This window comes from Amorphus sp. MBR-141 (assembly GCF_053628695.1).
Genome location: NZ_JBRJGW010000001.1, coordinates 130,313 through 145,597 on the forward strand (window position 1 = coordinate 130,313; position 15,285 = coordinate 145,597).

Genomic DNA, 15,285 nt, shown 5'->3' on the forward strand with positions numbered 1-15,285 from the left:
CGGCCACCCGGCGGAGGGAACCCGCGACGGGGCTGCCGGCTTGTTGCAATCGACCGGCTCGCCTGGTCGGCGCCGGATGTCCGGCGCCGGTGCGCCGGTCCTGCGCCAGCGCCATGTCCGGTCGGTCGTCTCCGGCCGACGCGACCGGCACCGGCCTCAACGGGGACGGCTCCAGCCATGCTGCTTGAGAAGAAGGTCGCGATCGTCACCGGCGGTGCCCGGGGGATCGGCTATGCCATCGTGCGCCGCTTTCTCGCCGAGGGCGCCCGGGTCGTCATCGCCGACGTCGACGACGCGGCGGCCGATGCCGCCGCCGCCGACCTCAAATCCCTGGGCGAGGTGCTGGCGGTCGCCTGCGACGTCGGCGAGCGCCTCGACGTGCGCAACCTCGTCGCCGAGACCCTCGACGCCTTCGGCCGGATCGACGTGCTGGTGAACAACGCCGGCGTGGTCTTCGGCGGCGATTTCCTGGAGATCGAGGAGGACGACTTCGACCGCGTGCTGCGCGTCAACCTGAAGGGCTCGTTCCTGGTCGCCCAGGCGGTGGCGCGGCAGATGGTCGAGCAGATCGAGGCGGGCGGCCCGCCGGGCGCGATCGTCAACATGTCGAGCATCAACGCCGTCGTCGCGCTGCCCGACCAGGTCCCCTATTCGATCTCCAAGGGCGGCATCAACCAGCTCACCAAGGTGGCCGCGCTGGCGCTGGCGCCCTACGGCATCCGCGTCAACGCCGTCGGTCCGGGCTCGATCATGACCGACATGCTGGAGAAGGTCGTCGACCAGGACGACGCCCGCGACCGCATCCTGTCGCGCACGCCGCTGGGACGCATCGGCGATCCGTCGGAGATCGCCGCCGTGGTCGCTTTCCTCGCCTCCGACCAGGCGAGCTACATGACCGGCCAGACCGTTTACGCCGACGGCGGCCGCCTCCCGCTCGCCTACACGGTGCCGACGGAGGACTGAACCGCCAGCCCGCTCCTCCGCCGGCCCGATTCTCCACCGGTTTGAGCTGATCGGGTCCCCCCCGCGCGGGCCCAGGTCTCCGCCGGGAACAGCTGATCGGGTACCACCGCGTGGGCCCATGTCTCTGCCGGGACCAGCTGATTGGGCACCACCGCGTGGGCCCAAATCCTCCGCTCATTCCGGCGGAGGCCGGAATCCAGTTGCGGCCCGTCCGCCCGCCCGCAGCGGGAGGATACGCGCCGCCGGTCCGAGCATTCCCCTGTGTTTCTGACCCCAGCCACCGATCGTGCGGAGGAATCTGCACCCCCGCATCCATCCGCCGGCACCTTGTCAGCCGATCCTCGGCAACTGGATTCCGGCCTCCGCCGGAATGAGTGGAGTGAAATTGTCACCGGGACCTATTGGTTCAGCGTCTCGTAGAGGTCCTCCCATTCGGGGTTCGCCTCTTCAATCAGCCGCAGCTTCCAGCCGCGGTGCCAGGTCTTCATCTGACGCTCCCGGGTGAAGGCCGCCTCCCGACTGTCATGCTGTTCGTACCAGACCAGGCGGTCCACGCCGTAGGCGGCCGAGAAGTCGCTTCGCGTCTTGACGCGGTGTTCGTGCACGCGCCTCGCGAGGTCGTCGGTCATGCCGAGATACAGGGTGCCGTTCCGGCCGCTCGCCAGAAGATAGACGCTGAACGCCATGGTGCCGGGCATTGCTCCCTGTCGTCCCAAGGATGCGCCAGGATAGGCCGGTCGCGCCGCCATCGCCACATCCTCCGCTCATTCCGGCGGAGGCCGGAATCCAGTTGCGGCCCGTCCGCCCGCCCGGAACGGGAGGACACGCGCCGCCGGTCCGAGCATTCCCCTATGTTTCTGACCCCAGCCACCGATCGTGCGGAGGAATCTGCACCCCCGCATCCATCCGCCGGCACCTTGTCAGCCGATCCTCGGCAACTGGATTCCGGCCTCCGCCGGAATGAGCGGAGTGAAATTGTCACCGGGACCTATTGGTTCAGCATCTCGTAGAGATCCTCCCATTCGGGGTTCGCCTCTTCGGCCCGCCGTCCCGCCTACTTCTTGTCGAGGTCGTGGATGCCGGTCCAGCCGGCGGGGGCGGGGTGCCCGCCATACTCGGCGAGCCGGCTGCGGTAGATCGCGGCGAGGGTGGCGAACGTGCCGGAGGCGTCGGCCGCCTCCAGGTCGGCCAGCGCCGCGGCCGCGTCGGCGAACGCGCCCGCCCGGTAGGCGTCCGTCAGCCGGTCGGCCGCCGCCTTCAGGCGTTGAAAGTCTGGCGCCCCCGCCGTCTCCGCGTCGCCGAGCAGCGCGAACAGGCTGAGCGGCACGGTCTTGCCCTTCACCCGCACCCGGTCGAACTCGATCAGCGCGAAATCGGGGACCGCGGCCGCCGTTCGCTCGCCGACGATGATCGGCACGCCGTAGGCCTTGGTCTGGCCCTCCAGCCGCGAGGCGACGTTCACGTCGTCGCCGATCACCGAATAGTCGAACCGTCGCTCCGAGCCGAGATTGCCGACGCAGCAGAGGCCGGTGTTGAGGCCGATGCCGATCGCCACCGGCGGATAGCCGTGATCCGCGGCGTTGAAGCCCTCGATCGCCTTCAGCATGGCCAGCGCCGCCCGGCAGGCGTGACGCGCGTGGTCGGCGTCGTCCAGCGGCGCGTTCCAGAACGCCATCACCGCATCGCCGATGTACTTATCGATGGTGCCCCGGTTGGCGAGGATGGTGTCGGTGAGCGGCGTCAGGAAGGCGTTGACGAACGCCGTCAGCCGCTCCGCGTCCATCCCCTCCGACACGGTGGTGAAGCCGCGCATGTCGGTGAACAGGATGGTCATGTCCTTGATCTCGCCGCCGAGCCGCAGCCGGCCGGGGTCGCGGGCGAGCTCCTCCACCAGGCCCGGCGCCACGTAGCGGCCGAAGGCCGAGCGGATCTCGCGGCGGCCGCGCTCCTCGCGGAAGGCGACATAGCCGACGGTGGCAAACAGCACCGCCGCCGCCGAGATCGCCGGGAAGGTCGGGTCGAGCAGCAGTCCGTCGCCGCGGAACGCCAGCCAGCTCGCGCCGCACCAGCCGGCGATCCCCAGCACGCCGATCGCCGAACTCGCCCGGACCGGCAGGTAGGCCGCCGACAGCGCGATGACGACCGCGAGCACCACGAACGCCACCGTCTCCAGCCCGCCCGCCCAGTCGGGCCGCTGCAGCAGCGTGCCGGACAGCATGTGCTCCAGCAGCTGGGCGTGGACCTCCACGCCGGGCACGGCCGCGTCGAGGGGCGTCGCGCGCAGGTCGAGCAGGCCGGGCGCGGTGGCGCCGACCAGCACGATGCGCCCCGCCACGGCTTCCGGATCGAAGCGGCCGTCGGCGATGGCCGCGGCCGACAGGTAGCGCGCCTCGGTCGACGGCGCATAGTGGATGCGGACCGCGCCGCCCGCGTCGGTGGGGACGGTGAGGGCGCCGATGCGCACCGCGTTGACGCCGGTCGCCTCGCCGAACGCCGTCTCGCCGCTGGCGTTGGAGGCGCGCACCACGTAGGTCGAGGCGCCCTGCGCCACCCGGAGCGCCTCGGCCGCCAGCCCCGGCACGACGGTCTCGCCCACCACGAACAGCAGCGGCACCGAGCGGATGATCTGGTCGCGGTCGGGGATCCAGTTCATCGCGCCGAGGCCGGGGGCGCTCGCCGCCAGCGCCGGCAGCGGCGCGGTGACGCCCGAAAAGTGCGGCAGGAACGGCTTCGGGTCGTCGCCGGCGCTGGCGAAGCCGCTCTTCGCCGGCACGCCGCCGTCGTCCGCGGCGCCATGGGTGAGGATGAGCCCCAGCACCGCCGGCACCCCGGCGAGCGTCTCCGCCAGCACCCGGTCGCTGTCGCCCTCGGCCGGCAGGCCCTGCAGCAGCCGGTCGCGCTCGGGGCTTGCCGGCATCTGCCGCAGCACCGTCGCGGCGCTGGTCCGGTCCGGCTCCGACAGCGCCAGGTCGAAGGCCACCGCCGCGGCGCCGGCCTCGGTCAGCCGCGCGGCGATCTCGGCCAGGCGCGCGCGCGGCCACGGCCACTGGCCGAGGGCGTCGAGCGATGCCTCGTCGATGGCGACGATGCGCACCGGCAGCGCCGGGTCGTAGAGGCGCGGCGCCAGCCGCTGGTATTCGTCGAAGGCGAGGTTGCGCAAATGGGAGAGCAGCGACGGGTCGGCGGCGCGCACCGCGAGCGCCCCCGCCACGATCGCCAGCGCCACCAGCGCGACCGCGATCCGCGCCCGCCGGTCGGTGCGCCTGAGCCGCCTGCGCCGGGGCGCCCCGTCCATGCGCTAGAACCGCCCGACCAGCCGGCCCATCACCAGGTGCGCATCGAACTCCCGTGCCGCGTCGTTGGACGTCTGCATCTGGTAGACGTAGTCGACCTGCAGGTCGACGCTGTCGGTCAGCAGGTTGGAGAAGGCGATGTTGGCGCCGGGCGCGAAGTAGGTGTCCTCGCGGTCGCTGCCGCCGGCCGTCGGCGCGTCGGCGAACCAGCGCTGGTACAGCCCCATGCCGATGCCCGCGGTTGCCCAGTCGGCCAGCGCCACCCGGTAGTCGATGCGGCCGCCGATCTCCCAGTAGCGGCCGGCCTCGAACTGGGTCGGCAGGAACGGCGTCGGCACCGAGCCGACATCCGACCAGCGCAGCCGCGGCCGCACGAACAGCGCGTCGGAGCCGAACAGCAGGGCCGGGAACGAGAAGCGGCCCTCCAGGTCCACCACCGGGCCGGTGTCCGACGACCAGTCCTCGCCGTAGTCGCGGTAGACGGCGGCCAGCCGGAGCGCCTGCACGGCGCCCTGGAATCGGCCCTCGATCTCCACGCCGCCGCCGATCTCGCCGTAGAGGTCGGTGCCGTCGAGCCAGCGGTAGCCGGCGATGGCGATCGGCCGCGCGGCGAAGCGCCCGGCCACCGGGATCAGCGGGCCGACGGAGCCCAGCACGTAGCCGGTGTTCATCGAGCTGGTGCGGTCGTAGAGCACGCCGCCGGCGGCGAATTCCGAGCGCCAGCGCCACCAGCCGAGCGGCCGCTCGTCGCGGAAGCGGGCGTCGATCAGGCCGAACACGCTGTCGGGCCGGGTCGCGGTGTCGGGCCGCTGCAGCGGGTTGGAATTATAGCCGACGCCCGTCGAAACGGTGACGTTGGTCCAGGACGGCTCGATCGCCCGGCGGATGCGGGAGAGCCCGTCGCGGGCCTCGCGGTTGCCGGGATCGTTCAGCAGCACGCGCTCGTAGGTGGCCAGCGCCTTGCGCTTCTCGCCGCGCCGTTCGGCGGCGCGCGCATAGGCGAGGTTGGCGTCGGTGTCGGTGGGGTCGGCGAGGATCTGCCGGAACAGCGCGCCCATCTCGTCGGCCGGCGCGTCCGCCAGCGCCGGCCCGGCGCCGAAGACCGCCAGCGCCAAAGCAACGCGGCCGACTATCTCACCAAATCGACGCTGCATCGGCGCTTCTGTTCCTCAATGACGAGACCGGCAAGATCGTCGTGTTTACGGAACGCGTTGAACGGCGCGAGATTACTGACTTTCGCGCGGCGGCACACCCCGCGATGACGCCGGCCGGGCAAAAAAAGACTCCGGGCGTGACGATAATCACACGACTTTCGCAGGCGCCGTGGCAATATTGGATGGATCGAGGCCGGTCGGGGCCGATGGCGACGGCGCGTGCGCGCATCCGTCCGGCCGGGACCCCGCCAGGACGAGGAGCGCCGCCGCGATGCCAGATCCCCGCCGACTGTCGGGACGGATGCCCGGATGCGCGCCGGCGCTGGCGGCATCGCTCGCCGCGGTGCTGGCGCTGGCGGGCCCGCCGGCGCGCGCCCAGGACGGCATCGGCGTCACCTCCACCGTGGTGCGCGAGGTCAGCGGCAACGCCGGCGGCCGCACCCGCACGCTGGCGGTGGGCGACGGCGTGTTCCGCGACGAGACCATCACCACGGGCACCAGGTCCAACACCCAGGTGCTGTTTCTCGACGAGACCAGCCTCAACATCGGCCCGGCATCGGCGGTCGTCCTCGACCGCTTCGTCTATGCCGGCGGCGGGCGGGCCAGCGAGGTCACCGTCGAGATCGCCCGCGGCGCGCTGCGCTTCGTCTCCGGCTCGTCGCGGCCGCAGTCCTATACGATCAAGACCCCCGTCGCGACGATCGGCGTGCGCGGCACCATCCTCGACATCTTCGTGCGGCCGCGCACCGTCGTGGTGCTGCTGGAAGAAGGCGCCAGCGACGTCTGTTCGGCGCGCGGCTGCGTCGGCATCGTGCGGCCGGGCACCTATCTGCTGATCCAGGCGGGCGGGCGCATCGACGGGCCGAAGCGCTGGGACGGCAGCCTGCGCCGCATCATCGGGCCGGTGTCGTTCCCGCTCTACGGCTGGCACCTGCAGCTCGACGACCTGCCGCGCTACGTCCGGGACCCGTCGCGCGACGACGTCGACCAGCTCAACCGGCGCGATCAGATCGAGGGCTACGAGCCGCCGCCGCCGCCCGCGCCCGAACCGGTGCCGCAGCCGACCCCCGAACCCACCCCGGAGCCGACCCCCGAGCCGGCCCCGACGCCGCCACCGGTGATCGACGTCCAGCCGGTGCCGGCCCCGACGCCCGAGCCCACGGTGCCGGAGGTGCCGCAAACGCCGAACACCCCGGGCACGGCGCCGAACTCGTTGGACACCGCGCCGCCGTCCAACGGCATCTGACGGACGGACCGGCCGCCGGTCCCGGCGTCCGCGCATCCGCGCATCCGCGCCGACCGGACGGATTGCTCTTTCGGCATCGCGGCGCCATGTTCTTGTCCGAACCTGCGCGCGCGCCGCGCTTCGCCGCATCGGCCGGACCGGTCGGGGCGGCGGCCGCGCGCGGAGATCGCAGACGCCGGCCCGCCCGGGCATGGCCGCAAAGTGAACAGGGAGCACCGCCATCCGGTCCGGGTCGGTCCGGCGGCAAAGGCTCGAGGAGCGTCGTACATGTGTTCAGCAATCGTGGGCTGGGCCCACTCGAAATTCGGCAGGCTCGAGGGCGAGACCGTCGAGAGCCTGGTGGTCCAGGTCGCCACCCAGGCGATGGCCGATGCCGGGGTCGAGCCCCGTGACGTCGACGAGATCGTGCTCGGCCACTTCAACGCCGGCTTCTCGCCCCAGGACTTCACCGCCTCGCTGGTGCTGCAGGCCCATCCCGACCTGCGCTTCAAGCCGACCACCCGCGTGGAAAACGCCTGCGCCACCGGCTCGGGCGCCGTCCACCAGGGGCTGAAGTCGATCGCCGCCAAGTCGGCGCGCATCGTCCTCGTCGTCGGCGTCGAGCAGATGACGAAGACGCCCGGCCCGGAGATCGGCCAGAACCTGCTGAAGGCCTCCTACCTGCCCGAGGACGGCGACACGCCGGCCGGCTTCGCCGGCGTCTTCGGCAAGATCGCCGACCTCTATTTCCAGCGCCACGGCGACCAGTCCGACGCGCTGGCGAAGATCGCCTCGAAGAACCACAAGAACGGCGTCGCCAACCCCTTCGCCCAGATGCGCAAGGACCTCGGCTACGACTTCTGCCGCGCCGAGAGCGAGAAGAACCCGTTCGTCGCCGGCCCCCTCAAGCGCACCGACTGCTCGCTGGTCTCCGACGGCGCGGCGGCGCTGGTGCTCGCCGACACCACCACGGCGCTCGGCATGCGGAAGGCCGTCGCCTTCCGCGGCGGCGCCCACGTGCAGGATTTCCTGCCGATGTCGAAGCGCGACATCGTCCGGTTCGAGGGCTGCGCGGAGGCCTGGAAGCGGGCGCTCGCCGGCGCCAACCTCTCCCTCGACGACCTCTCCTTCGTGGAGACCCACGACTGCTTCACCATCGCCGAGCTGATCGAGTACGAGGCGATGGGGCTGGCGCCGGAAGGCCAGGGCGCCCGCGTGCTGGAAGAGGGCACCACCTACATGGACGGCCGGCTGCCGGTGAACCCGTCGGGCGGCCTCAAGGCGAAGGGCCACCCGATCGGCGCCACCGGCGTGTCGATGCACGTGGTCTCCGCCATGCAGCTCGCCGGCGAGGCGGGCGACATGCAGGTGAAGGGCGCCGAGACCGCCGGCATCTTCAACATGGGCGGCGCCGCCGTCGCCAACTACGTGTCTATCCTTCAGGCCCTGAAGTAGGCGCCTCGGGCGCCTCGGGCTCCGTGGCCTCCGGGACCTCCGGGGGCCCGGCGGGGGCGGTCAGCCCCCGCGCCCGGTAGGCCTCCGGCAGCCGCGCCGCCAGCTCGGTGCGCGTCAGCGCGTGGTCGAGGCGCTGGCGCCAGTTCGGCCACTCCCGGTCGGTGCCGGGCACGTTGACCGGGTCGACCTCGGTGGCCAGATCGGTGGTCTGCAGCAGCACCAGGTCCGACGGGGACTGCGCCAGGAACGCATGCACCGCCGCCACCAGCGCCGCCAGCGTCGGCGCGTCCGGGTGGGCGTCGTCGGCGCCTGGCAGCTCCGCCGTGGCGATGCCGGCGTCGGCGAGCGCCGCCAGCAGCTGCTCCCGTTCGCCGTGCCGCCCGGCCCGCGCCGCCTCCGGGTCGGCGGTCCGGCCGAGCCGGGCGGCGATGTCGATGTCGCCGCCGCTCCACCAGCCGGCGATGGTCGGCAGGTCGTGGGTCGCCGCACAGGTCGCCGCCCGCGCCTTGTAGGTGGCAGGCGGGCTGAAGCCGCCGCCCATTTCGCGCTCGAAGAACACCACCCGCGTCGACAGCACGTCGGCTTCCGCCAGGCGCTCGCCCAGGCCCTCCTGCACCGTGCCCAGGTCTTCGCCGACGACGCCGCAGCGGTGCCGGTGGCTGGCCAGCGACAGCGCCGCCAGCTGCTCGTCGAGCGGGTAGCTCACATAGGTGCCGTCGGCGGCGGGGGCCCCCTCCGGCACGCAGTAGAGCCGCGACAACCCCATCACGTGGTCGAGGCGCAGCAGCCCGGCGTGCCGCATGTTCGCCGACAGCAGCGCCGAGAACGGCCGGTGGCCGATGTCGCGCATCCGGTAGGGGATCGGCGGCCGCGCCGCCCAGACCTGCCCCTCGGCAGCGAACGGATCCGGCGGCGCGCCGATCGACACCCGGTCGGCGAAATGGTCCTGCTCGGCCCAGGTCTCGGCGCCGTCGGGGGCGCTGCCGACGGCGAGGTCCCGGTAGATGCCGATGGAAAGCCCGGCGTCGGCCGCGTGCCGCGCGGCCGCCTCGAACTGCCGCTCCGCCTGCCACTGCAGCCAGCAGTGGAACAGCACACGGCCCGGATTGTGCGACTGGACCTCGCCGATGCCGGCGGCGTTGGGCCGGCGCAGGTGCGATGGCCAGCGCATCCACGGCACGCCGGGCCGGTCCTCGGCGATCACCTGGTAGGTGGCGAAGGCGATCAGCGGCCGGCCCCGCCGGGTCAGGAACGCTTCGAAGGCGCGCCGCGCGTCGTCGTCCGTCGGGCGGTGGCGGAAGCGGTCGAAGGCCGCCTCCAGCGCCGTGCGCTTGGCCTCCCAAACGGCCTTGTAGTCAATCAGCCGGGTCGCCGGGTGGCCGGGCCGTGCCGCCGCCGGCAGGTCGGCGAGGGCGTCGATGTCCAGGTAGATCGGGTCGAGGAACCGCCGGTCGGAGGGGTGGTAGGGGCTCGCCCGCTCGCGGTCGCCCGGGAACAGCATGTGCAGCGGATTGATGCCCACGGCCGCCGCCCCCAGCGCCCCGGCATCGGCGCCGAGCTGGGCCAGCGTGGCGAAGTCGCCGAGGCCCTGGTCGCTGTCGCGGCGCAGGCTGTAGAGGTTGGCCTGCAGCCCGAACCGGCGGCCTTCTTCCAGGGCCGGCGGCCGGTAGCAGGCGCGCGGCGTCACGATCAGCCGCGCGGTCGCTTCCCGCTCCTCGCGCTCGTCGAGGCGGATCCGGTGGTCGCCGAACGGCAGCTTCGGCAGCCGCACCAGCGTCCGCCGCACGGTGCCGCCGTCGGGCGCGGTGATCTCGTCCTGGGCGGCGTCGAGCGGAATCGGCACGATCTCCTCGGCGCCGTCCTCCAGCCGCAGGTGCAGCGCGCGCGGCGGCCGGCCGTTCGGCTCGCGCGGGATCGCGACGATCGCCCGCGTCCCCGGCTCGGCCACCACCAGCGGCGGCAGCGGGCGCCTCGCACCGGCCCGCGACAGCACGGCGAGGCTCGCGTGCGCCGCCTCGTTGGTCGTGGCCGGCAGGCCCATGGCCTCCAGCAGCGCCAGGCGCGTGTCCGGGTTGACCGGGTGGCGGTCGCCCAGCACGCCGACCCATTCCGGCGCGATGCCGGCGGCCTGCGACAGCCGGTCGAGCACCCGCGGTTCTGCCGCCCGGGCGCCGGAGGAGAGCGTGCGTCCGCCGCGTTCGGGGACTTCCGCGACGATCGCCGCGCTGCGGGCGCCGAGCGTGAGGGTGACGCCGTCGAGGTCGCGGCCGGCGATCCGGTCGGCGGCGAAGGTGTCGACCACGACGCGCCAGCCGTGGCCGTCGCGGGGCGGCGGCAGGGTCGCGGTCAGCGCTTCCGCGCCGGCGTTGAAGGCAACGGCGACCCGGTCGCCGCCGCTCGCGCCGCCGGTGGCCGCATAGACGATCGCCACCAGGCTGCGCGTCGCCGGATCGTCCCAGTCGGCCGCTTCCATGGCGTGTCCGGCGACGGTGCGCCACTCGATGTCGGGCAGGCCGCGCTCGTCGACCGCGTGGCCGGTGAGATAGGCGTCGGCGCGCAGCGCCGGATGCCGCCGGCGAAGGTCGGAGAGCCTGCCGACCAGGGCGATCCGCGCCGGGTCGGCGCTGGCCCAGTCGATCCAGGCGGTGGCGTTGTCCTGGGCGTAGACGTTGTTGTTGCCGCGCTGGGTCCGGCCCAGCTCGTCGCCCATCGACAGCATCGGCAGCCCGCGCGAGACGAACAGCGTCACCAGCAGATTGGCCACGTCCCGGTCGCGCGCCGCGATCACCTCCGGGTCGTCGCTCGGTCCCTCGATGCCGTGGTTCCACGAGTGGTTGGCGCCGTGGCCGTCCCGGTTGTTCTCGCCGTTGGCGTGGTTGTGGGTGTGCACATAGGAGACGATGTCGGCGACCGGAAAGCCGTCGTGGGCGGCGATGAAGTTGACGCTCGATGACGGTGGCCGCCGGGCACCGGCGAAGATGTCGGCCGACCCGGTCAGACGGGTCGCAAGGTCTCCCACCATGCCGTCGTCGCCGCGCCAGAAGCGGCGGATGGTGTCGCGGTAGCGGTCGTTCCACTCCGACCAGCGCGGCGGCATCGCACCGAGCCGATGGCCGTCCGGGCCGACGTCCCAGGGTTCCGCGATCATCTTCAGGCCGCGCAGGATCGGATCCTGCTCGATCGCCTGGAACAGCGGCGCCTCGGGGTCGTAGCCGCCGGCGCGGCGGCCGAGCGTGGTGGCAAGGTCGAAGCGGAAGCCGTCGACGCCCGCCGCGATCGCCCAGTAGCGCATGGCGTCCATGGCGAGCCTGAGCGTGTGCGGCCGGTCCAGCGCCACGGTGTTGCCGCACCCGGTGTCGTTGACGTAGAGCGCCCGGTCGTGCGGATCGAGCCGGTAGAAGCCGGCGTTGTCGAGGCCGCGGAACGACAGCGTCGCGCCCAGCTCGTCGCTCTCGCCGGTGTGGTTCAGCACGATGTCGAGGATCACCTCGATGCCGGCGCCGTGCAGCGCCGCCACCGCCTTGCGCACGTCGTCGATGCCGCCGGGCGCGATGCGCGGGTCCGGCGCCATGAACGCCATGGTGTTGTAGCCCCAGTAGTCGGTGAGCCCGAGCGCCGGCAGGTGGCGCTCGTCGATCCACGCCATGATCGGCATCAGCTCGACGGCGGTGACGCCGAGCCCGCTCAGGTGGTCGATCGCTGCTGGGTGGGCCAGCGCCGCGACGGTGCCGCGCAGCGCCTCCGGGATCGCCGGATGGGTCTGGCTGAAGCCCTTCACGTGCAGTTCGTAGACCAGCGGCGGCCGTTCCAGCCGGTTCACCGCGAACGGCCGCGGCGTGGCGCGGATCGGCGCGGTGGCGATCGCCTTCGGCACCAGGTCGGCGGTGTCGCGCAGGTCGCGGCTGCCGTCCTCGGCCGTGCCGCACAGCGACGGGTCGTGCACGAACGGCCGGTCGAGGGCGCGCGCGTAGGGGTCGACCAGCAGCTTTGCCGGATTGAAGCGCAGGCCCTGCTCGGGGGCGTACGGACCATAGGCCCTCAGACCGTAGCGGGTGCCGGCGCCGGGGCCCTTCAGGAAGCCGTGGTGGATGCCGGCCCGCCGCGCCGGCAGGATCGCCGAGCCCGTCTGCACCTGGCCGTCGGCGTCGAACAGCACGATCTCGATCGCCTCGGCGTCGGGCGCGACGACGGCGACGTTCAGCCCGCCGGGTTCGACGGTGACGCCGAGCGGCTCGGGCTTGCCGGGATGGACGGTGAAGGAAGCGGTCATGTGGATCGGGCTGCCGGGGAGGAAATGAGGGAGCGATAGAGGTCGGCATAGGCGCGTGCCGGCGCGCTCCAGCCCACATCGGTGCGGATGGCGTTCGACTGCATCCTGCGCCAGACCTGGGGCAGGCGGAACAGATCGCAAGTGCGCGCCAGCGCCTGCTCGAAGGTTTCGCGGCCGACCGGCGAGAACAGCACGCCGGTGCCGATGCCGGCCTGGCGCGCCATTTCGTTGGTGTCGATGATGGTGTCGCTCAGGCCGCCGACCCGCGCCGCCACCGGGATGGCGCCGTAGCGCAGCGCGCACAGCTGCGTCAGCCCGCATGGCTCGAAGCGCGAGGGGATCAGCAGCGCGTCGGCGCCGCCCTGGATCTCGTGGGCCAGCGCCTCGTCGTAGCCGAGCTGCACGCCGATGCGGTCGGGATGGCGGTCGGCCGCGGCGCGGAACGCCTGCTCGAGCGCCGGCTCGCCGGAGCCCAGCACGACGAGATCGGCGTCGAGCGCCAGCAGCGTCGGCAGCGCCTCGGCGAGCAGGTCGAGGCCCTTCTGCCAGGTCAGGCGGCTGACCACGCCGAACAGCGGCCGCCGGCTCGCCGGGTCGAGGCCGAAGCGCGCCAGCAGCGCCGGCTTGTTCGCCGCCCGCCGGCCCAGCGTCGTCCTGCCGAAGGGCGCGGCGAGGGCGGCGTCGGTGGACGGGTCCCACACCGTCAGGTCGATGCCGTTGAGGATGCCGGTGACGTCCCGGCCGCGCGCCTGGATCAGCCCTTCCAGCCCCATGCCGAACTCCGCCGTGCGGATCTCGCGGGCGTAGGTCGGCGACACCGTGGTGACCCGGTCGGCGAGCCGCACGGCCGACTTCAGGTAGCCGATCGACCCGTAGTACTCGACGCCCTCCACCGCGTAGGCCTCGGCCGGCAGCGCCAGCGCGCCGAGGATCTCGCGCGGCATCTGGCCCTGGAAGGCGATGTTGTGGATCGTCGCGACCGACGGCGGCGACGGTTGGTCGGAGAAGTGCAGGTAGGCCGGCACCAGCCCCGCCTGCCAGTCGTGGCAGTGGACGACGTCGGGCCGGTATCCGTCGATGGCGCCGTGGGCGATCAGCGCCGCCGCGCGGGCGAGCGCCCCGAAGCGCACGCCGTTGTCGGGCCAGTCGCCGCCGCCGGGCTGGCCGTAGGGGCCGCCGGGCCGGTCGAAGAATTGCGGCGCGTCGAGCACGAACAGGTCGAGGCCGGCGGCGGTGGCGGCAAGGACCCGGGCGCCCCCGCCGAACGTGGCGGAGAGATCCAGCACCTGCTCGGCCCCGCCGAGCGCCACCATCACGGCCGGGTAGCCGGGCACCAGGGTGCGCGTGGCGACGTGCTCCTGCTGCAGCGCGGCGGGCAGGGCGCCGACCACGTCGGCGAGCCCGCCGGTCTTCACCAGCGGAAAGATCTCCGAGGCCACCGCCAGCAGCCGCAGCGGCGGGCCGGCGGGGGCGTCCGGACGCGCGGCATCCGTGCCCGCGGCTGCCGGCGGCGCGGAGCGGCGGCGGGGTGCGGGCGGGCCCGGGCGGGGTGCCTTAGCTGCCAAGGGCGTCGATCATCGGCTGGGTGATCAGGCAGATGCCGCGCTCGGTGCGGCGGAAGCGACGGGCGTCGTCTTCCGGGTTCTCGCCGACGACGAGCCCCGCGGGGATCTTCACGCCGCGGTCGATGACGCAGCGGTCGATGCGGGCGCCCTGGCCGATGTCGACCTCCGGCAGCGCCACCGAGAACGACACGCTGGCGAACGAGTGGACGTGGCAGTGCGACGACAGCAGCGAGCGCTGCACCGAGCCGCCGGAGACGATGCAGCCGCCGGCCACCAGCGACGAGATCGCGTAGCCGCGCCGTTCGCCGGCGTCGTGCACGAACTTCGCCGGCGCGGTCAGCTCCGAATAGGTCCAGATCGGCCAGTCGCGGTCGAACAGGTCGAGCTCCGGGACGATCTCGGTCAGGTCGATGTTGGCTTCCCAGTAGGCGTCGATGGTGCCCACGTCGCGCCAGTAGGCGGAGCGCTCGGCGCCGGAGCGCACGCAGCTCGCCTCGAAGCGGTGCGCCCAGGTGTTGCCGTCGGCGACGAGCTTGGGGATGATGTCCTTGCCGAAGTCGTGGCCGGAGGTCGGGTCGGCCGCATCCGCCCGGAGCTGCTCGAACAGGAACTCGCGGCTGAACACGTAGATGCCCATCGAGGCCAGCGACCGGCCCGGCTGGCCGGGGATCTCCGGCGGGCTGGCCGGCTTCTCCACGAACGACACCACCCGGTCGCGGTCGTTCACGTGCATGATGCCGAACGCCGAGCCCTCCGAGCTCGGGATCTCGACGCAGCCGACGGTCACGTCGGCGCCGAGGTCGACGTGCTGGGCGAGCATCAGCTCGTAGTCCATCTTGTAGACGTGGTCGCCGGCCAGGATGATCAGGTAGTCCGGCTCGTAGGATTCGATGATGTCGAGGTTCTGGTAGACCGCGTCGGCGGTGCCGGCATACCAGCGGTCCTCGGCGACGCGCTGGCTGGCCGGCAGGATGTCGAAGCCCTCGTTACGCTCGGGCCGGAAGAAGTTCCAGCCGCGGTTCATGTGGCGGATCAGGCTGTGGGCCTTGTACTGGGTGGCCACCGCGATGCGGCGCACGCCGGAGTTCACCGCGTTCGACAGCGCAAAGTCGATGATCCGCGTCTTGCCGCCGAAATAGACCGCCGGCTTGGCCCGCCGGTCGGTGAGTTCCAGGAGGCGGCTGCCGCGGCCGCCGGCCAGCACGTATGCCATTGCCGAACGGGCGAGGGGCGCATTGTCGCGCTGAGAGGCCATGGTCCGGTCCTTCAAGACTGGCCGTCCGCAGGTCCGGCGCGGGCGGCGCGATTCGCGTGCATCCTCGCGCCGGCGGCGCGTCCCCGAAAGTAAAAATGATGGCAG

Annotated in this window: 9 protein-coding genes; 3 read left to right on the plus strand and 6 right to left on the minus strand. The window is 72.7% G+C overall.

What is annotated here, in order from left to right; translation table 11 throughout:
• Window positions 1–177: 177 nt before the first annotated feature.
• Entirely contained in the window at window positions 178–963 is a 786-nt protein-coding gene (locus ACSSVZ_RS00600; RefSeq protein ID WP_453967655.1) for an SDR family NAD(P)-dependent oxidoreductase, read from the plus strand.
• Between the two features lie 398 nt (window positions 964–1,361).
• On the opposite strand, the gene ACSSVZ_RS00605 is transcribed toward ACSSVZ_RS00600, so the two are convergent.
• From ACSSVZ_RS00605 to ACSSVZ_RS00615, 3 genes are all read right to left on the minus strand, one after another.
• A complete protein-coding gene (locus ACSSVZ_RS00605; protein WP_453968017.1) occupies window positions 1,362–1,649 on the minus strand; it encodes a GIY-YIG nuclease family protein in 288 nt (95 codons plus the stop codon).
• 368 nt (window positions 1,650–2,017) lie between these two features.
• Window positions 2,018–4,258 carry a CHASE2 domain-containing protein gene (locus tag ACSSVZ_RS00610; RefSeq protein WP_453967656.1) on the minus strand — a complete coding sequence of 747 codons (2,241 nt, stop codon included), beginning with the start codon at window positions 4,256–4,258 and terminating at the stop codon, window positions 2,018–2,020.
• 3 nt (window positions 4,259–4,261) lie between these two features.
• The gene (locus ACSSVZ_RS00615) at window positions 4,262–5,410 is read right to left on the minus strand and encodes a tetratricopeptide repeat protein (protein WP_453967657.1); all 1,149 of its coding nucleotides are present in this window, start codon (window positions 5,408–5,410) and stop codon (window positions 4,262–4,264) included.
• A 271-nt stretch (window positions 5,411–5,681) separates the two neighbouring features.
• Between ACSSVZ_RS00615 and ACSSVZ_RS00620 the strand changes: the two genes are divergently transcribed.
• Window positions 5,682–6,656, plus strand: coding sequence for a FecR family protein (locus ACSSVZ_RS00620; protein ID WP_453967658.1), 975 nt, complete (start codon window positions 5,682–5,684; stop codon window positions 6,654–6,656).
• Window positions 6,657–6,923: 267 nt separating this feature from the next.
• Window positions 6,924–8,090, plus strand: coding sequence for an acetyl-CoA acetyltransferase (locus ACSSVZ_RS00625; RefSeq protein WP_453967659.1), 1,167 nt, complete (start codon window positions 6,924–6,926; stop codon window positions 8,088–8,090).
• Here the strand turns inward: ACSSVZ_RS00625 and glgX are convergent.
• The 3 genes from glgX to glgC form a co-directional block, all read right to left on the minus strand.
• Window positions 8,068–12,360 (minus strand): glycogen debranching protein GlgX, encoded by a 4,293-nt coding sequence (gene glgX / locus ACSSVZ_RS00630; RefSeq protein WP_453967660.1) that lies wholly within the window; start codon window positions 12,358–12,360, stop codon window positions 8,068–8,070. The genes ACSSVZ_RS00625 and glgX overlap by 23 nt on opposite strands.
• Entirely contained in the window at window positions 12,357–13,814 is a 1,458-nt protein-coding gene (gene glgA, locus ACSSVZ_RS00635; protein WP_453968019.1) for a glycogen synthase GlgA, read from the minus strand. The genes glgX and glgA overlap by 4 nt, the downstream gene beginning before the upstream one ends.
• A 100-nt stretch (window positions 13,815–13,914) precedes the next feature.
• The gene (gene glgC / locus ACSSVZ_RS00640) at window positions 13,915–15,180 is read right to left on the minus strand and encodes a glucose-1-phosphate adenylyltransferase (RefSeq protein WP_453967661.1); all 1,266 of its coding nucleotides are present in this window, start codon (window positions 15,178–15,180) and stop codon (window positions 13,915–13,917) included.
• Window positions 15,181–15,285 lie beyond the last annotated feature (105 nt).